Genomic DNA, 18,347 nt, shown 5'->3' with positions numbered 1-18,347 from the left:
TGCCGCCGAACGAAGGCCACGGGGACCGCAGACCGTGGCAGGGCGACTGCCCTGTTGGCGCTCGCCGTTCGGCGCGGCGCCGGGCCCCGGCATGCCGACGGCGCCTGCGCCCGGTTCTTGGTCGGGGTCGGGCGCAGGCGCCGTCGTTTCGAGCTCCGCTGGTGGACCGGCAGCGCTGGCGGGTCAGCAGGGCGCGGCCCGCCAACGGCGGCGGGCGTGTGCGGGAGGGTTCAGACCGCCAGGGGACGGTCCGTGGGGTGGATCGGTGCGGGCAGCGGGGTCTTGCCACCCAGGTAGGCGTCGACCGCGGCGGCAGCGGAGCGGCCCTCGGCGATCGCCCAGACGATCAGCGACTGGCCGCGGCCGGCATCGCCGCAGACGTAGACGCCATCGACGTTGGTGGCGAACTTGCCGTCGCGGGCAATGTTACCCCGGGCGTCGAGCTCGACGCCCAGCTGCTCCACCAGGCCGTTCCTGACGTCGGTGCCGGTGAAGCCCATGGCCAGGGTGACCAGCTGGGCCGGGATCGAGCGCTCGGTGCCGGGCACCGGCTCGAAGCGCCCGTCCTTGGACTCGACGTCGACCAGGTGGAGCTCCTGGACGTTGCCGTCCTCGTCGCCGGTGAAGTGGGTGGTGCTGACCGAGTACACCCGGTCGCCGCCCTCCTCGTGCGCGGAGGTGACCTTGTAGACCATCGGCATGGTCGGCCACGGCTGGTGGGCCGGGCGGTCGTCGCCGGGGCGGGGCATGATCTCCAGCTGGGTGACCGAGGCGGCGCCCTGGCGCAGCGCGGTGCCCAGGCAGTCGGCGCCGGTGTCGCCGCCGCCGATCACGATGACGTGCTTGCCCTTGGCGCTGATCGGGGAGTCGACGTAGTCGCCCTCCTGCACCTTGTTGGCCAGCGGCAGGTACTCCATCGCCTGGTGGATGCCGCCCAGTTCGCGCCCGGGCACCGGCAGGTCGCGGGCCGTGGTGGCACCGGCGGCGACCACCACCGCGTCGAAGCGCTCGCGCAGCTGCTGCCCGGTGATGTCCTCGCCCACGTGCACGCCGGTGCGGAACCGGGTGCCCTCCGCGCGCATCTGCTCGATGCGGCGGTTGATGTGGCGCTTCTCCATCTTGAACTCGGGGATGCCGTAGCGCAGCAGGCCGCCGATCCGGTCGGCCCGCTCGTACACCACCACGGTGTGGCCGGCCCGGGTGAGCTGCTGGGCGGCGGCCAGACCGGCCGGGCCGGAGCCGACCACGGCGACGGTCTTGCCGGACAACCGCTCCGGCACCTGGGGGCGGACGCCGCCGTTGTCCCAGGCCTTGTCGATGATGGTGACCTCGACGTTCTTGATGGTCACCGGGTCCTGGTTGATGCCGAGCACGCAGGCCGACTCGCAGGGGGCCGGGCAGAGCCGGCCGGTGAACTCCGGGAAGTTGTTGGTGGCGTGCAGCCGCTCGATGGCGCCGGCCCAGTCGTCCCGGTAGGCCAGGTCGTTCCACTCGGGGATGAGGTTCCCGAGCGGGCAGCCGTTGTGGCAGAACGGGATGCCGCAGTCCATGCAGCGCCCGGCCTGCTTGCTGATGATCGGCAGCAGGCTGCGCTCGACGTAGACCTCGTTCCAGTCGCGCAGCCGCACGTCCACCGGCCGGCGCTCGGCCAGCTGCTTGGGGGTGGTCAGGAAGCCCTTGGGGTCAGCCATGTGCCGCCTCCATCATCTTGCGAGTGGTCTCGGCCTCACAGAGGCCATCGCGCTCAGCGGCGTCCTTGGCGGCGAGCACTGCCTTGTAGTCGGTGGGCATGATCTTGGAGAACCGGGAGACCCCGGTGCCCCAGTCGGCGAGCAGCTCGGCGGCGACCGTGGAGCCGGTCTCCTCGTAGTGCTGCTGGACGGTCTCGCGCAGCCACTCGCGGTCCTTGGCGTCGGGGGCCTCGATGCCCACCATGCCGCCGTTGACGCTGGCCGGGCGCAGGTCGAGGACGTAGCCGATGCCGCCGGACATGCCCGCGGCCAGGTTGCGGCCGGTCTCGCCGAGGATCACCACCCGGCCGCCGGTCATGTACTCCAGGCCGTGGTCGCCGACTCCCTCGACCACCAGGACGGCGCCGGAGTTGCGCACCGCGAACCGCTCACCGGCCTTGCCGCGCAGGTGGATCCGGCCCGAGGTGGCGCCGTAGCCGATGGTGTTGCCGGCGATCACGTGCTGCTGGGCGTCGGCGCCGATCGCGGCGGCGTCGCGGGCCGGGCGGACCACCAGCACGCCGCCGGACAGGCCCTTGCCGACGTAGTCGTTGGCGTCGCCCTCCAGCCGCAGGGTGATGCCCTTGGGCAGGAAGGCCCCGAAGGACTGGCCGGCCGAGCCGGTGAAGGTCACGTCGATGGTGCCCTCGGGCAGTCCGGCGCCCTTGTAGCGCTTGGTCACTTCGTGACCGAGCATGGTGCCGACGGTGCGGTTGACGTTGCGGATCGGCAGCTGGATGCGGACCGCCTCGCCGTGCTCCAGGGCCTCGGCGGCCAGCTCGATCAGCTGGTTGTCGAGCGCCTTGTCCAGCCCGTGGTCCTGCTCGACGGTGCGGTGCCGGGCCGCACCGACCGGGAGTTCGGGCACGTGGAAGAGCGGGGCGAGGTCGAGCCCGGCCGCCTTCCAGTGGTCGATCGCGGCGGTGGCGTCGATGTGCTCGGCGTGGCCGACGGCCTCCTCGATCGAGCGGAAGCCCAGCTCGGCGAGGAGCTCGCGGACCTCCTCGGCGATGAACTCGAAGAAGTTGACCACGAATTCGGGCTTGCCGGAGAACCGTTCGCGCAGCACCGGGTTCTGGGTGGCGACGCCGACCGGGCAGGTGTCCAGGTGGCAGACCCGCATCATGACGCAGCCGGAGACCACCAGCGGCGCGGTGGCGAAGCCGAACTCCTCGGCGCCGAGCAGTGCGGCGATCACCACGTCGCGGCCGGTCTTCAGCTGGCCGTCGGTCTGCACCACGATGCGGTCGCGCAGCCCGTTGAGCAGCAGGGTCTGCTGGGTCTCGGCGAGGCCGAGCTCCCAGGGGCCGCCCGCGTGCTTCAGCGAGGTCAGCGGGGAGGCGCCGGTGCCGCCGTCGTGGCCGGAGACCAGCACCACGTCGGCGTGCGCCTTGGAGACGCCGGCGGCGACGGTGCCGACGCCGACCTCGGAGACCAGCTTGACGTGGATCCGGGCCGCGGGGTTGGCGTTCTTCAGGTCGTGGATCAGCTGGGCCAGATCCTCGATCGAGTAGATGTCGTGGTGCGGCGGCGGCGAGATCAGGCCGACGCCGGGGGTGGAGTGCCGGGTGCGGGCGACCCACGGGTAGACCTTGTGGCCGGGCAGCTGGCCGCCCTCACCGGGCTTGGCGCCCTGGGCCATCTTGATCTGGATGTCGTCGGCGTTGACCAGGTACTCGGAGGTGACGCCGAACCGGCCGGAGGCGACCTGCTTGATCGCCGAGCGGCGGGCCGGGTCGTGGAGGCGCTCCGGGTCCTCGCCGCCCTCACCGGTGTTGGACTTGCCGCCGAGGCGGTTCATGGCGATCGCCAGCGTCTCGTGCGCCTCCATCGAGATGGAGCCGTAGGACATGGCGCCGGTGGAGAACCGCTTGACGATCTCGCTGACCGGCTCGACCTCGTCGATCGGCACCGGGGTGCGGCCGCCCGCGTCCAGCTGGAACAGGCCGCGCAGCGTCATCAGCCGCTGGGACTGCTCGTTCACCCGCTGCGTGTACTGCTTGAAGATGTCGTAGCGGCGGCTGCGGGTGGCGTGCTGGAGGCGGAAGACGGTGTCGGGGTCGAACAGGTGCGGTTCGCCCTCGCGGCGCCACTGGTACTCGCCGCCGATCTCCAGCGCGCGGTGCGCGGCCGGGATGCCGGAGGCCGGGTAGGCCTTGGCGTGCCGGGCGGCGACCTCGCGGGCGATCTCGTCCAGCCCGATGCCGCCCAACTTGCTGGTGGTGCCGGCGAAGTAGGCGTCGACGGTCTCCTGTGAGAGGCCGATGACCTCGAAGACCTGGGCGCCGCGGTAGGAGGCGACGGTGGAGATGCCCATCTTGGACATCACCTTGAGCACGCCCTTGCCGAGCGCCTTGATCAGGTTGCGGATCGCCTTCTCCGGGTCGATGCCGGTGAGGAAGGTGCCCTGGGCCACCAGGTCCTCGACCGACTCCATCGCCAGGTAGGGGTTGATCGCGCTGGCGCCGTAGCCGATCAGCAGCGCCACGTGGTGCACCTCGCGGACGTCGCCGGCCTCGACCAGCAGCGAGACCTGGGTGCGCTGCTTGGTGCGGATCAGGTGGTGGTGCACGGCGGAGGTGAGCAGCAGCGACGGGATCGGCGCGTGCTCGGCGTCCGAGTGGCGGTCGGAGAGCAGCAGGATGCGGGCGCCGTCGGCGATCGCCGCGTCGGCCTCGGCGGCGATCTCGCGCAGCCGCTCGGCCAGCGCCTCGCCGCCGCCGGCCACCCGGTAGAGGCCGGAGAGGGTGACGGCCTTGAGGCCGGGCTGGTCGCCGTCGGCGTTGATGTGGATCAGCTTGGCCAGCTCGTCGTTGTCGATCACCGGGAAGGTGATGCCGACCGAACGGCAGTGCGCGGGCCCGGCGGTGAGCAGGTTGACCTCGGGGCCGAGGCTGCTGTGCAGCGAGGTGACCAGTTCCTCGCGGATGGCGTCCAGCGGCGGGTTGGTGACCTGGGCGAACAGCTGGACGAAGTAGTCGAAGAGCAGCCGGGGCTTCTCGGAGAGGGCGGCGATCGGCGAGTCGGTGCCCATCGAGCCGAGCGCCTCGGCGCCGGTGCGGGCCATCGGCGCCAGGATGACGCGCAGCTCCTCCTCGGTGTAGCCGAAGGTCTGCTGACGGCGGGTCACCGAGGCGTGGGTGTGCGCGATGTGCTCGCGCTCGGGCAGCTCGGCCAGCTGGATCCGGCCGGCGGCCACCCACTCCTCGTAGGGGTGCTCGGCGGCCAGCGCGCCCTTGACCTCCTCGTCCTCGACGATCCGGTGCTCGGCGGTGTCGACCAGGAACATCCGGCCCGGCTGCAGCCGGCCCTTGCGGATCACGCTCTCCTGCGGCAGGTCGAGCACGCCGACCTCGGAGGAGAGCACCACCAGGCCGTCCTCGGTGACCCAGTACCGGGCCGGGCGCAGGCCGTTGCGGTCCAGCACGGCGCCGATCTGGGTGCCGTCGCTGAAGGTGACGCAGGCCGGGCCGTCCCAGGGCTCCATCAGGTTGGAGTGGTACTGGTAGAAGGCGCGCCGCGCCGGGCTCATGGTGGCGTGGTTCTCCCAGGCCTCCGGGATCATCATCAGCACCGAGTGCGGCAGCGAGCGGCCGCCGAGGTGGAGCAGCTCCAGCACCTCGTCGAAGGAGGCGGAGTCGGAGTGGTCCGGGGTGCAGACCGGGAAGATCCGGCTCAGGTCGCCGGGGATCAGGTCGGTGGCCAGCTGCGACTCGCGCGCGGTCATCCAGTTCCGGTTGCCCTTGACGGTGTTGATCTCGCCGTTGTGCGCGACGAACCGGTAGGGGTGGGCGAGCGGCCAGCTCGGGAAGGTGTTGGTGGAGAACCGGGAGTGCACCAGGCCGATCGCGGAGGCGAACAGCCGGTCCGACAAGTCCGGGAAGAACGGCTCCAGTTGACCGGTGGTCAGCATGCCCTTGTAGACGATGGTCCGGGCGGACAGCGACGGGAAGTAGACACCGGCCTCGCGCTCGGCGCGCTTGCGGAGCACGAAGGCGATCCGGTCCAGCTCCAGGCCGGCCGCCCCGGGCCGGCTGACGAAGAGCTGGCCGAACCGCGGCATCACCGAGCGGGCGGTGGCGCCCAGCAGCTCGGGGGCGGTGGGCACCTCGCGCCAGCCGAGGACGGACAGGCCCTCCTCGGCCGCGATCGTCTCGATGGCCGAGACGGCGGTGGCCGCTGCTTGGTCGTCGACCGGCAGGAAGGCGATGCCGACCGCGTACTCCCCGACCGGGGGCAGCTCGAAGCCGGTGTTGGCGCGCAGGAAGGCGTCCGGGATCTGCGTCAGGATGCCCGCGCCGTCACCGGAGTCCGGCTCGGCACCGGTGGCGCCGCGGTGCTCCAGGTTGCGCAGCACGGTGAGCGCCTGCTCGACGATCGCGTGGTCGGCGGTGCCCGTCAGGGTCGCCACGAAGCCGACGCCGCAGGCGTCGTGCTCGTGGCGGGGGTCGTACAGGCCCTGAGCTGCAGGTCGTGCGTCCGGAACGAGCCGGTACGGCGAACGGCCGCCGCCCTGGGGCTCGTTGGCGGAGCGCATGGATGCAGAAAGCATCGGCTCTCCCGTCGTCGTCATTGGCAAGTGGTGGTGCCGCCCAGCCTCGGCTGGGGGAGCTTTGCAACAGGGACGACGTTGGCCCTCTGCGATTTGGTGCAGGTTACATGATGTCGAACATCCCGGGAAGTGGAATCCCTAGTCCAAATGGCGGACTGGACCGCAGGTCAACGGCTATTACCGGCGGGTAGGCCCGGGGCCGAACTCCTCACAGTGTGCCCTGCCCGTCAAGGGCCGAAACAGCCTGGAAATCACCCTGACTTCGACTGCGTGGAGTCCGCCCTGCGATTTCACCGAAATGACGCGGCCCGAGGCGCTGGTCTGATGGTCCAGGGCGCCTCGGGCCGTAAAATTGCATTGCTATGCGGAGCCATGCGTGATGCTCCACACATCAGGGGTCAAGCCCGGAGTCAACCGATGTGGCCGCCGATCAGCCAGCCCAGCAGGTAGGTCACCCCGGCCGCGGCGCTGCCGAGCAGCAGCTGGCGCAGCCCGCTGAACCACCAGCTGCGCGCCGTCACCCGGGCCACCACCGCGCCGCACAGGAACAGGCCGACCAGTGCCAGCAGCAGCGCCGGCAGCAGCGAGGAGGCACCCAGCAGGTAGGGCAGCAGCGGCAGCAGCGCGCCGACCGCGAAGCAGCCGAACGAGGAGACCGCCGCCACCAGCGGGCTGGGCAGGTCGTGCGGGTCCACCCCGAGCTCCTCCCGGACGTGCACCTCCAGCGCCTGCTCCGGATCCCGGGTCAGCTGCCGGGCCACCTCGGCGGCGAGCTCGGGCTCCACGCCGCGCTCGACGTAGAGCTGGGCCAGCTCGGCCAGCTCGCCGCGCGGGTTGCGGCTCAGCTCGATCCGCTCGGCGGCGATCTCGGCCTCGACCAGCTCCCGCTGGGAGGCCACCGAGGTGTACTCCCCCGCGGCCATCGAGCAGGCGCCGGCCGCCAGGCCCGCCAGCCCCGTGAGGATCACCGTGCTGTGGCCGGCCGCGCCGCCCACCACACCGGTCATCAGGGCGAAGTTGGAGACCAGCCCGTCCATCGCGCCGAACACCGCCGGCCGCAGCCAGCCGCCGTTGACGTCGCGGTGGTGCCCGGCGCTGGGCACCCGGGGGGCCGGGGATTCGTCGATGGCCGAGCGGGTGATGACAGCACTCATGGCGGACCTCCTGGAACTGCGTGACCCCTTGACGTTAATCGGAGGATGTGACGGTTTCCAGCAAGCCAGCCCTGGCTTACCTCGCTGACCTGCGCCGTTGCCGGCGGCTACCACCAAAGAGGACCCCGGAGTGGCAACTCCGGGGTCCTGCGATGACGATGTGACGGATGGCGCCGCCGCCCGTGTCCGGGCTCTCAGACGTCCTCGGCGGCCGGCTCCTCGGTGACCGGCGCCGCCCCAGCCGGCGGCGCGGTGACCGGCTCCTCAGCAGCCGACTTCTCCGTATCCGGCGTGTCGGCTGCCTTCGCGGTGGCCTCCGGCACGGCCGGTGCGTCGGACCCCGGAGCGGCGTGGGACCCCGCTGCGGCGGTGGCCGCCTCGGCCTCCTCCCGCACGCCGACCGGGTCGATCGAGTCCGGCGCCTCGCGGCCCGGCCGCAGCCGCCCGACGATCACCAAGTAGGCCAGCGCGCCGACGAACACCACCAGCGAGGTCCAGTCGTTGAGCCGCAGGCCCAGGATGTGGTGCGCCTCGTCGACCCGCAGGTACTCGATCCAGGCCCGGCCCACCGTGTAGGCCATCGCGTACAGCGCGAACGCCCGGCCGTGGCCCAGTCTGAACCGGCGGTCGGCCCAGAGCACCAGCAGCGCCACCCCGACGCACCAGAGCGACTCGTAGAGGAAGGTCGGCTGGAAGACCCCGTCGACCACGGTGCCGTCCGCCTCCACCTTGTGGATCTCCAGGCCCCAGGGCAGCGAGGTCGGCCGGCCGTAGAGCTCCTGGTTGAACCAGTTGCCCCAGCGCCCGCAGGCCTGTGCCAGCGCGATGCCCGGGGCGATCGCGTCGGCGTAGGCCGGCAGCGGCACGCCCCGGCGGCGGGCGCCGATCCAGGCGCCGACCGCGCCCAGCGCGATCGCGCCCCAGATGCCCAGGCCGCCCTCCCAGATCTTGAAGGCGTTCCAGGGGTCGCGGCCCGGGTCGAAGTACAGCTGGTGATCGGTGATCACGTGGTAGAGCCGGCCACCGACCAGGCCGAACGGCACCGCCCAGACGGCGATGTCGCCCACCGTGTGCTTGGCTCCACCGCGGGCGACCCAGCGCTTGCTGCCGAGCCAGACGGCGACAACAACACCGATGATGATGCAGAAGGCGTACGCGCGCAGCGGGATCGGTCCCAGGTGGAGGACGCCCCGCGACGGGCTCGGAATGTAAGCGAGTTCCATGGCACCACCGACGCTACCGTGCCGTGACCTTGAAGCCCGCACCGCCCGCCGTACCGGGTCGAAACCGGTTCGCACACGGAACCGGGCCGTGACGTTGACGTGCCCGGGCTCAGTGCGGCGGCAGGGCCGCCGCCGCGGTGCTGGTCGGCGCCGGGCTGGCCGAGGCGCTGCCGGTGGTACCCAGCGGCTTGCCCTGGTTCGCCTGGTCCACCCACTTGACCAGGTTGTCCGGGGAGATCTCCTCGTTGCCGTTCTTCGGGTAGATCGGCTTGCCGTTCAGCAGCACCGTCGGGGTGGAGGTGTAGCCGGTCTTGTCGAAGTCCTGCTCCACCGCGGAGACCCAGCTCTTGAAGTGCTGGCCGTTGACGCAACTCTCGAAGGCCGGCGTGTCCAGCCCGGGGACCTGCTTGGCCAGGGCGATCAGCTGGGACTTGTCCTTCCAGGTGTCCACGGTCTCGTCGGGCTGGTTCTTGTACAGCACGTCGTGGTACGCGCGGAAGTACCCGGCGTCCTGGGCGCAGGCCAGCGCGTTGGCGCCGTTCTTGGAGCCGTGCCCGCTGTCGTGCCGGTCGATGAACGAGACGATGTGGTAGTTGCCGTAGAGCTTGCCCTGGTCCTGCAACTGGTCGATGGTGGCCGAGAACTGGTGCTCGAAACCGCCGCAGGCGGGGCAGCGCGGGTCCTCGTAGACCGTCAGGGTGGACGGGGCGTTGGCCGGGCCGTCCGGGATGATCAGCTTCTTGTCGCCGATCGCCCCGGCCGGCGCCGCGGTCGGGGTGGACGGCGCCGAGCGGCTGCTCTGAACCGCGATGCCGATGCCGACCCCGGCGGCGATCACCACCAGCACGGTGCCCACGACCAGCAGCTTCTTGCGCCGCGCGGCCTTGACCTGCTCGGCGGCGCGCTCCTGCTGCATCCGCTCGCGGGCGGAGCGCTTGCCTTCGCGGTTCTTCTCACTCAATGACATTCAGACTTCCGGGAAGTTGGCGGTGTGACTGGTCGTCCAGCGCACCGGGTCGGTCAGAGTGCGAGCCAGGCGTCGACCGAGGCCTTGGAGCGCGGCCGGTAGACCAGCCAGAGCGCCAGCAGCAGGAATCCGCAGTCGCGCGCGATCTCCTGGCCGTACTGGGTCTGCGACTTGGCCACCGCGCCGCCGCCGCCGAAGCAGCCGCAGTCGATCGAGATGCCGCGTGCCCAGGCCGAGCTGATCCCGGCGATGAAGGTGAGCAGCAGCACGATGGAGATCACCGCGACGACCCGCACTCCCAGGCCGACCACCAGCAGCACCGCCAGTGCCAGTTCCAGGAACGGCAGCCCGTAGCCGACCGGCTTGACCAGCCCCTCGGGCAGGATCCGGTAGGCCCGGACCGCCTGCGCGGCCACCGCCGGGTCGGAGATCTTGGCCAGACCCGCCCAGGCCCAGACCACGGCGAGGCCCAGCCGCGCGGCGGTGCTCAGCCACTCCGCCGCCGGTCCGTCCGCCACCCGACGCACACTGCCCACCGCCACCGCCTCGACCATGCTGCCTACCCCCTCGACGACGTCCGTTGCCGGGCCACCGGGCCCGTCGGGAACTACCTGACGAACCGTAGGGGATAAGTGGTGAATGGTCCAAAGTGTCCGATTCACCCGAACGGGTGATGGGACGTCAATGGCGCAGCAGGTCGACCTGCCGTGCGGGCGCGCGGTGCGGCCGGTCCTGGTGCTGATGGGCCGCCAACTCGGCGCCCCGGCGGGCCAGCGCATGGCCGACCACGTGCTCGCTTCCGAATGCCACGGCCAGCACCACGGCGGCGGCAACCGCTCGCAGCAGGACCGCGCGGTGGATCCCGGCCACGGGCCTCGCCTCCCGGTGGTTTGTGAGTGACGCGAACGGCGGAGACCGGAAGCATTCCCCGCGGCCGCACCGGATACAACGTCCGGTCCGCGCCGATGACACGTCAGGTCGGTCAATTTCACCCGAACGGGTCGGCGCATGGCAACGGCCCGCGCCCCCTGAAGTCAGCGGGGCGACGGGCCGTCGAAGGTGCCGGGGGGCGGGTCAGCGCGAGCGCACGCCCTGCGCCAGCTCGCCCGCCAACGCACCCACCGCGTCGAGCGCGGCCGCCTCGTCCGCCCCGGCGTCCAGGATCCGCTGCACGAAGGCCGAACCGACGATCACCCCGTCGGCGAAGCCCGCCACCTGGGCGGCCTGCGCACCGTTGGAGACGCCCAGGCCCACGCAGACCGGCAGCTCGGTGGTGGCCCTGGTGCGGGCCACCAGGTCCTCGGCCAGGTCGCCGACCTGGGCCCGGGACCCCGTCACGCCCATCACCGCGGCGGCGTAGACGAAGCCGCTGCCGGCCGCAGTGACCTCGGCCAGTCGCGCGTCCTTGCTGGACGGCGCGACCACGAAGACGGTGTCCAGACCGTGCTCGCCGGCCGCCTTGCGCCACTCGCCGGACTCCTCCACCGGCAGGTCGGGCAGGATCACGCCCGCGCCCCCGGCCGCGGCCAGGTCGGCGGCGAACCGGGCGACGCCGTACCGGTCCACCGGATTCCAGTAGGTCATCACCAGCACGGCGGTCGCCGGATGGGCGTCGGCCACCTCCTTGACGGTGCGCAGCACGTCGGTGATCCGCACCCCGCCGCGCAGCGCGATGTCGTCGGCGGTCTGGATGGTGGCGCCGTCCAGCACCGGGTCGGAGTGCGGCAGGCCGATCTCGACGATGTCGCAGCCGCCCTCGATCATGGCGCTGATCGCCCGGATGCCGCCGTCGACGCTGGGGAAGCCGGCCGGCAGGTAGCCGATCAGGGCCGCCCGGTCCTCCGCGCCGGCCTGCGCCAGCACCGTGGTGAGCTTGGACGTCATCGGTTCTCCCCCTTGGCCGGCTCGTCGTAGAGGCCGAAGTACTGGGCGGCGGTGTGCATGTCCTTGTCGCCGCGCCCGGACAGGTTGACCAGGATGGTGGCCTCCGGGCCCAGCTCACGGCCCAACTCCAGTGCCCCGGCCAGCGCGTGGGCGCTCTCGATGGCCGGGATGATGCCCTCGGTGCGGGACAGCAGGCGCAGCGCCCGCATCGCGGCGTCGTCGGTCACCGTGCGGTACTCGGCGCGGCCGGTGTCCTTGAGCCAGGCGTGCTCGGGGCCGACGCCCGGGTAGTCCAGGCCCGCCGAGATGGAGTGGCTCTCGACGGTCTGGCCGTCCTCGTCCTGCAGCACGTAGGTGCGCATGCCGTGCAGCACGCCCGGGGAGCCCTTGGTGAGGGTGGCGCCGTGGCGCTCGGTCTCCAGGCCTTCCCCGGCCGGCTCGCAGCCGATCAGGCGCACGCCCGCGTCCGGGATGAACTCGTGGAAGATGCCCATGGCGTTGGAGCCGCCGCCGACGCAGGCGACCACCGCGTCGGGCAGCCGGCCGGTGCGCTCCAGCACCTGCCTGCGGGCCTCGATGCCGATCACCCGGTGGAAGTCGCGGACCATGGCCGGGAACGGGTGCGGGCCGGCCACCGTGCCGAACAGGTAGTGGGTGGAGTCGACGTTGGCCACCCAGTCGCGGAACGCCTCGTTGATCGCGTCCTTGAGGGTGCGGCTGCCCGACTTGACGGCCACTACCTCGGCGCCGAGCATCCGCATCCGGGCGACGTTGAGCGCCTGGCGCTCGGTGTCCACCTCGCCCATGTAGATGGTGCAGTCGAAGCCGAAGAGCGCGCAGGCGGTGGCGGTGGCCACGCCGTGCTGCCCGGCGCCGGTCTCGGCGATGATCCGGGTCTTGCCCATCCGGCGGGTCAGCAGCGCCTGGCCCAGCACATTGTTGATCTTGTGCGAGCCGGTGTGGTTGAGGTCCTCCCGCTTGAGCAGCACCCGGGCGCCGCCGGCCTCGGCGGAGAACCGGTGCACGTCGGTCAGCGCGCTGGGGCGGCCGGTGTAGTCCTTGAGCAGCAGGTCGAGTTCGGCGGCGAAGGCCGGGTCGTTCTTGGCCTTCTCGTACTCCTCGGCGACCTGCTCCACGGCGGCGACCAGCGCCTCGGGGATGAAGCGGCCGCCGTAGGCGCCGAAGTAGCCGCGGGCGTCGGGCACCTGAGGGCCCGTCAGGTTCTCTGACATGTCAGTGGTGGTCCTTGGACGATGGCGGAACGGAGGTCAGCTGGAGTGACGGTCCGTCCGGCGCCATCGGCGACCGGGCACCTGGCCCGGCTCGCACCCGATCACGTAGCGCACCCGCCGCCCCAGCACCCGGCGCGCGGGCGCCCGGCAGCCGCGCGGGCGGCAGCCGGGGGCCAGGCGGGTGGTGAGCGGCATGGCGGTCAGCCCTTGTTCCGCAGGGCGGGGTGGGCGCCGGCCGCGACCAGGTCGGCGACCGCCGTGCGCGGGTCCCTGCCGGTCACCAGCGACTCGCCGACCAGCACCGCGTCGGCGCCCTCGTTGGCGTAGGCGATCAGGTCGTGCGGGCCGCGCACCCCGGACTCGGCCACCTTCACGATGTGGCCGGGGATCGCGTGCGCCACGTTGGCGAAGGTGTCGCGGTCCACCTCCAGGGTCTTGAGGTTGCGCGCGTTCACCCCGATCACCCGGGCGCCGGCGTCGACCGCGCGGGCGATCTCCTCCTCGTCGTGCACCTCCACCAGCGGGGTCAGCCCGATCGACTCGGCCCGCTCGATCAGCGACACCAGGGCCGGCTGGTCCAGTGCGGCGACGATCAGCAGCGCCAGGTCGGCGCCGTGCGCCCGGGCCTCCCAGAGCTGGTAGGCGGTGACGATGAAGTCCTTGCGGAGCAGCGGCGTGTCGACCGCGGCGCGGACGGCGTCCAGGTCGGCGAGCGAACCGCCGAACCGGCGCTGCTCGGTGAGCACGCTGATCGCCGCGGCGCCGCCGGCGGCGTAGTCCACCGCCAGCGCGGCCGGGTCGGCGATCGCGGCGAGCGCGCCCTTGGACGGGCTGGAGCGCTTGACCTCGCAGATCACCCGCACGCCGTCACCGCGCAGCGCGGCCACGCCGTCCTTGGCCTGCGGGGCCTTGGCGGCCAGCTCCTTGAGCCGGTCCAGGCTCACCCGGGCCTGCCGCTCGGCGAGGTCCTCGCGGACTCCGGCGATGATGTCGTCAAGCACGCTCATCAGGCTGCCTCTCCCCTGGCCATCACGGCCGGAACACCACGTGCCTCACGCACCGTGCACCTTCTCTGCACCCGAAATCTTCCAGGGGCCCGATCGGATCATGCGGCGGCAGCGGCCGGCGCACCTCCATCGGCAACTCGATGGTAGCCGCACCGGGGGGCGCGCAAGGCATCCACCCGGCGCCCGTCTCGTCCTGCGGACCGGTAGCGGCGCAGCTCACCGGGGGCGGCCCAGCGCTCGGGCAGCCCGGACCGCCGGGGGTCAGACGGCCGGCGGCGCCAGGTGCACACCGGCCGGCACGTTGCGCAGCACGGTGAAGGCCAGCAGCACCAGCCCCAGCGCGACCAGCCGGGCCGGCCCCATCTCCACCCGTGGCGCCGGGCCACCGGTCAGCGCCGCGAAGGCCCAGCGCACCCAGAGCACCCCGAGGATCCCGAAGAGCACCACGGCCAGCAGGTTGTCGTGCAGGGCGGCGGTGAACTCGCCGCGGGTCAGCGCATGGACGCAGCGCAGCCCGCCGCAGCCGGGGCACCACCAGCCGGTGGCCTGCCGGAACGGGCAGAGCGGATAGTGCCCGGGGGTGTTCGGGTCGACGGCGCCGACGTAGCCGGCCGGGAGTGCGGCGGCGGCCAGGGCGGCGAACGGGCGGCTCAGCCGGCGCAGGACCGGCCCGCCGGCGGTGGTGCTCGGTGCGGTCACGGGGCTGATTCTGCCCGGGCGCCGCCCGGGCACGCGCGCTGCCACGCGGCGGCGGGGGTGCGGGCGGTCGGCGCGCGCCACCGGTCACGCGAACACGCGGACCGGGGCGCCGGGCCTCCGGGGCCCTGGCGCCCCGGTCCGGGACGTACGTGGCGGAAGTGTCAGGCGTTGGCCGTGACAGCCTCGGCGGTGCCGGCCTGCGCGGTGCGCAGCGCGCGGTACTCGGCCTTGATCTGCTCGACCTTGGGGTCGGGCTGCTTGCCCATGCCGGCCGCCTTCATCGCCATGCCGACGACGCCACCCGCGACCACGACGACCAGACCGGCGATCACGATGATCGGCGAGGCCATGATCATGCCGACGCCGGCGACGCAGAACCCGGCGAAGGAGACGACCACGCCGGTCCAGGCAGCAGGGGTGTGTCCGTGGGCTTGCCGCGACATGTGGGTACTCCTTGGTTCCGCAAAGGTCTGTCACCCACCATTGTTGCGGACGCCTTTCGGCGCTCCAAAGGCGGGTCCGAGTGACGACGGTCACGCTCCACGATGCGTGAACTCGCCCGGCACGTCAGGCGGTCGGGTCCTCGCCGCGATCCAGCGCCTTCCACAGGTCGGCCGGAGTGCCGGCAGCCTGGGCGGCGCCGGCGGTGCGCCGGGCGGTCGGCGCGTCATAGCGGGCGCCCATGCTCGGCCAGGCTTTCCCCTGACTGATCGTCAGCATCCCGGCCAGCGCCAGCAGCAGGCCGCCGAGCAGGGCCACCCAGGGCCAGGCGGTGTGGCTGACGTGCTCGGCCGTCACCCCGGTCAACCCGAGCTTGCGGGCCGCCCCGGAGTCCAGCGCGGCGGTGTCCCCGGCACCCAGGCCGGCCGCCACCGCGATGCCCAGGCCGGCCAGCGTGACCAGCCCGCCGACCACCGCGCGGGCCGGGCCGCGCACCGCGAACACCGCCACCCCCGAGGCCAGCGAGACCAGCGCGAGGGCGCTCGGCAGTCCGGAGACGTCACCGCCGCTGGCCGTCACGTCCAGCCCGGCGACCGTGCCCGACGCCCAGCCGCGGCCGGCCGCCCAGAGCACCAGGGTGGCGCCCACCACGGTCAGCAGCAGCATCACACCCAGGCTGCGCCGGGCCGCGGCGGAGCGGGCGGGGGTGGGGGCGGCGGCGGTGCCGGGGGCGGCGGCGGGTGCGGGTTCGGGAGTGGAGGCGGGTGCGGCAGTCACCCGTCCACTATCCCCCGAGACGGTTCGGATCTCCGCACCGGGTCACCCGCGGGGAAAGCCGTCCGTCTTGATCACGATCTTCCGGTCCTCGAGCGGCAACACGAGATCCTCACCGAAGGGAACCCGTACGGCGGTGGCGTAGGTCCCGGTGTGCTGCGGGGAACCGTGCACAGTGCAGATGGCGGTCGCCGGGTCGATCACCACGTAGAGCGGGATCGCGCACTCGGCGTAGAGAGCGACCTTCAGGACGAAGTCGTTGTCCTTGCTGGACGGGGAGACGACCTCCAGGATCGCCTCAAGATCATGCCACTCGTAGCGGCCACGGCTGTTGTGCTCCGCACCCGGGGCGACGATCGCCAGATCAGGCGCGTAGCCGTAACGGCTGGACGGAAAGTCGATCATGACATCCGAGAGGATGTCACCCCCATCGACGAGCTGATCCTCGATCTGGCGAGCAGCCTTGAAGATGACCTTCATCTGCGTCTCACCCTGGGGGGTCATGATGATCTTCCCGTCCGTGATCTCGACCTTGTAGCCACGCGGGAAGTCAACGCCCCCATGCACATCCCAGGCGCTCTCGGTTGCCATCGCGGTCATCGCCACCTCCCTGTGAGACACAACGAACGGGCTCCTCTCACGATACTGGCGCCCGCAGGGTGTTCGCCGCAGCGACCGCCCGCAGCACCGCCGTGGCCTTGTTGCGGCACTCGGTGTCCTCGCCGACCGGGTCGGAGTCGGCCACCACACCGGCGCCGGCCTGCACGTAGGCGGTGCCGTCGCGCAGCACGGCGGTGCGGATGGCGATCGCGGTGTCGGCGTCCCCGGCGAAGTCCAGGTACCCGACGCAACCGCCGTAGAGGCCCCGCCTGGTCGGCTCCAGCTCCTCGATGATCTGCATCGCGCGCGGCTTGGGCGCCCCGGAGAGGGTGCCGGCCGGGAAGCAGGCGGTGAGCACGTCGAAGGCGGTGCGGCCCGCGGCTACCTCGCCGGTGACGGTGGAGACGATGTGCATCACATGGCTGTAGCGCTCCACCGACATGAAGTCGACCACCTCGACGCTGCCCGGTTCGCAGACCCGGCCCAGGTCGTTGCGGCCCAGGTCGACCAGCATCAGGTGCTCGGCCCGCTCCTTGGGGTCGGCCAGCAGTTCGGCGGCCAGCTCGGCGTCCTCCTGCGGGGTGTCGCCGCGGTGCCGGGTGCCGGCGATCGGGTGCAGCATCGCCTGCCCGTCGGTCACCTTGACCAGCGCCTCGGGGCTGGAGCCGACCACGTCGAAGCCGCCCTCGGCGCCCCCGTCCGGGCCGGGGAACCGGAACAGGTACATGTACGGGCTGGGGTTGGTGGTGCGCAGCACCCGGTAGACGTCCAGCGCGGAGGCCGGGCACGGCGCCTCGAACCGCTGCGAGGGCACCACCTGGAAGGCCTCGCCGGCCCGGATCCGCTCCTTCACCGTCTCCACGGCCGCTTGGTACGGCGCCCCGCCGAACGGCGAGTGCGCGTCGACGGCGGGAAGGCGGCCGATGACGGCCAGCCCCGGGTCGACCGGGCGGGCCAGCTCGGCCTCCATCGCGTCCAGCCGGGCCACCGCGTCGGCATGGGCCTCGTCCACGCCGCTGGCCCGGTCGTTGTGGTTGACCGCGTTGGCGATCAGCAGCACCGTGCCGTCGACGTGGTCGAGCACCGCGAGGTCGGTGGCGAGCAGCATGGTGAGCTCGGGCAGCCGCAGGTCGTCCGGGTTGAGGTCGGGCAGCTTCTCCAGGCGGCGGACGATGTCGTAGCCGAGGTAGCCGACCAGCCCGCCGGTGAGCGGCGGCAGACCGTCGTCGTCCAGGCGCGGGGTGTGCAGCACGGCCAGGGCGGCCCGCAGCGCCTCCAGCGGGTCGCCGTCGCGCGGGATGCCGACCGGCGGGGCGCCGAGCCAGCGGGCCCCGCCCTGCTCGTCCACCGTCAGGGTGGCGGCGCTGCGCACCCCGACGAACGAGTAGCGGGACCAACTGCGGCCCTGCTCGGCCGACTCCAGCAGGAAGGTACCGGGACGCTCGGCGGCCAGGCTGCGGTAGAGGCCGATCGGGGTCAGGCCGTCCGCCAGCAGTCGGCGGGTGACCGGGATGACCCTGGTGTCGACGGCGAGCTTGCGGAAGGCGGCGAGGTCCATCGGGAGCACCAATCGTCGAGGGTCGGTCGAGGTCAGCGGGCAGCGGGCGTCGGGGCCGGGTCAAGTGCCGGCGACTCGGCGGCGGGTCAGGACGCCGGAGCGAGCAGCACGTCTTCGTCGAAGCAGGTGCGGGCGCCGGTGTGGCAGGCCGCGCCGACCTGGTCGACCCGGACCAGCAGGGTGTCGCCGTCGCAGTCCAGTGCCACCGACTTGACGTGCTGCAGGTGGCCGGAGGTGTCGCCCTTGACCCAGTACTCCCGGCGGCTGCGGCTCCAGTAGGTGCAGCGGCCGGTGGTCAGGGTGCGGTGCAGCGCCTCGTCGTCCATCCAACCGAGCATCAGCACCTCGCCGGTGTCGTACTGCTGCGCGATGGCCGGCAGCAGGCCGTCCGAGGTGCGCTTGAGACGGGCGGCGATGGCGGGGTCGAGTCGGGTGCTGCCGGGGGCGGCGGGGGCGGACGGCGTCGCGGATGACATGACGCCATTCTGGCAGGCTCGCGGGGCGGGCGGGGCCCGTTGGCCAACTG

General features: G+C 72.3%; 17 protein-coding genes. All 17 read right to left on the bottom strand.

Annotated elements, in window-relative coordinates; translation table 11 throughout:
• Positions 1-230: 230 nt before the first annotated feature.
• Complete coding sequence (locus LN042_RS18090) at positions 231-1,691, bottom strand: glutamate synthase subunit beta (RefSeq protein ID WP_230052286.1); 1,461 nt, start codon at positions 1,689-1,691, stop codon at positions 231-233.
• The gene (gltB, locus tag LN042_RS18085) at positions 1,684-6,267 is read right to left on the bottom strand and encodes a glutamate synthase large subunit (protein WP_230052350.1); all 4,584 of its coding nucleotides are present in this window, start codon (positions 6,265-6,267) and stop codon (positions 1,684-1,686) included. The genes LN042_RS18090 and gltB overlap by 8 nt, the downstream gene beginning before the upstream one ends.
• A gap of 425 nt (positions 6,268-6,692) precedes the next feature.
• A complete protein-coding gene (locus LN042_RS18080; RefSeq protein WP_230052285.1) occupies positions 6,693-7,436 on the bottom strand; it encodes a VIT1/CCC1 transporter family protein in 744 nt (247 codons plus the stop codon).
• Between the two features lie 194 nt (positions 7,437-7,630).
• Positions 7,631-8,659: a prolipoprotein diacylglyceryl transferase gene (gene lgt, locus LN042_RS18075; RefSeq protein WP_230052284.1), complete on the bottom strand. Its 1,029-nt coding sequence runs from the start codon at positions 8,657-8,659 to the stop codon at positions 7,631-7,633.
• Positions 8,660-8,768: 109 nt separating this feature from the next.
• Positions 8,769-9,626: a DsbA family protein gene (locus LN042_RS18070; protein WP_230052283.1), complete on the bottom strand. Its 858-nt coding sequence runs from the start codon at positions 9,624-9,626 to the stop codon at positions 8,769-8,771.
• Between the two features lie 53 nt (positions 9,627-9,679).
• On the bottom strand, positions 9,680-10,180 hold the full coding sequence (locus tag LN042_RS18065) for a MauE/DoxX family redox-associated membrane protein (protein WP_230052282.1): 501 nt from the start codon (positions 10,178-10,180) through the stop codon (positions 9,680-9,682).
• Positions 10,181-10,307: 127 nt separating this feature from the next.
• Entirely contained in the window at positions 10,308-10,496 is a 189-nt protein-coding gene (locus LN042_RS18060; protein ID WP_230052281.1) for a hypothetical protein, read from the bottom strand.
• 204 nt (positions 10,497-10,700) lie between these two features.
• Complete coding sequence (trpA, locus tag LN042_RS18055) at positions 10,701-11,510, bottom strand: tryptophan synthase subunit alpha (protein WP_230052280.1); 810 nt, start codon at positions 11,508-11,510, stop codon at positions 10,701-10,703.
• A complete protein-coding gene (trpB, locus tag LN042_RS18050; protein ID WP_230052279.1) occupies positions 11,507-12,742 on the bottom strand; it encodes a tryptophan synthase subunit beta in 1,236 nt (411 codons plus the stop codon). Before trpB ends, trpA begins: the two co-directional genes overlap by 4 nt.
• A gap of 36 nt (positions 12,743-12,778) precedes the next feature.
• Entirely contained in the window at positions 12,779-12,937 is a 159-nt protein-coding gene (trpM, locus tag LN042_RS38045; protein ID WP_372495763.1) for a tryptophan biosynthesis modulator TrpM, read from the bottom strand.
• Positions 12,938-12,942: 5 nt separating this feature from the next.
• Positions 12,943-13,749, bottom strand: a complete 807-nt coding sequence (gene trpC / locus LN042_RS18045; RefSeq protein ID WP_230052278.1) for an indole-3-glycerol phosphate synthase TrpC — start codon at positions 13,747-13,749, stop codon at positions 12,943-12,945.
• A gap of 261 nt (positions 13,750-14,010) precedes the next feature.
• Positions 14,011-14,448, bottom strand: a complete 438-nt coding sequence (locus tag LN042_RS18040; protein WP_230052277.1) for a DUF2752 domain-containing protein — start codon at positions 14,446-14,448, stop codon at positions 14,011-14,013.
• Between the two features lie 161 nt (positions 14,449-14,609).
• Positions 14,610-14,891: an HGxxPAAW family protein gene (locus LN042_RS18035; protein ID WP_230052276.1), complete on the bottom strand. Its 282-nt coding sequence runs from the start codon at positions 14,889-14,891 to the stop codon at positions 14,610-14,612.
• A 124-nt stretch (positions 14,892-15,015) separates the two neighbouring features.
• Positions 15,016-15,666, bottom strand: coding sequence for a TIGR02234 family membrane protein (locus LN042_RS18030; protein WP_230052275.1), 651 nt, complete (start codon positions 15,664-15,666; stop codon positions 15,016-15,018).
• Positions 15,667-15,708: 42 nt separating this feature from the next.
• Entirely contained in the window at positions 15,709-16,263 is a 555-nt protein-coding gene (locus LN042_RS18025; RefSeq protein ID WP_230052274.1) for a Uma2 family endonuclease, read from the bottom strand.
• A gap of 37 nt (positions 16,264-16,300) precedes the next feature.
• Positions 16,301-17,821: an anthranilate synthase component I gene (locus LN042_RS18020; RefSeq protein WP_230052349.1), complete on the bottom strand. Its 1,521-nt coding sequence runs from the start codon at positions 17,819-17,821 to the stop codon at positions 16,301-16,303.
• Between the two features lie 86 nt (positions 17,822-17,907).
• Complete coding sequence (hisI, locus tag LN042_RS18015; protein WP_230052273.1) at positions 17,908-18,297, bottom strand: phosphoribosyl-AMP cyclohydrolase; 390 nt, start codon at positions 18,295-18,297, stop codon at positions 17,908-17,910.
• Positions 18,298-18,347 lie beyond the last annotated feature (50 nt).

The organism is Kitasatospora humi, assembly GCF_020907985.1.
GTDB classification, from domain to species: domain Bacteria; phylum Actinomycetota; class Actinomycetes; order Streptomycetales; family Streptomycetaceae; genus Kitasatospora; species Kitasatospora humi.
Note: the sequence above shows the minus strand (reverse complement) of the source record. Positions and strands in the feature narration are given on the sequence as shown.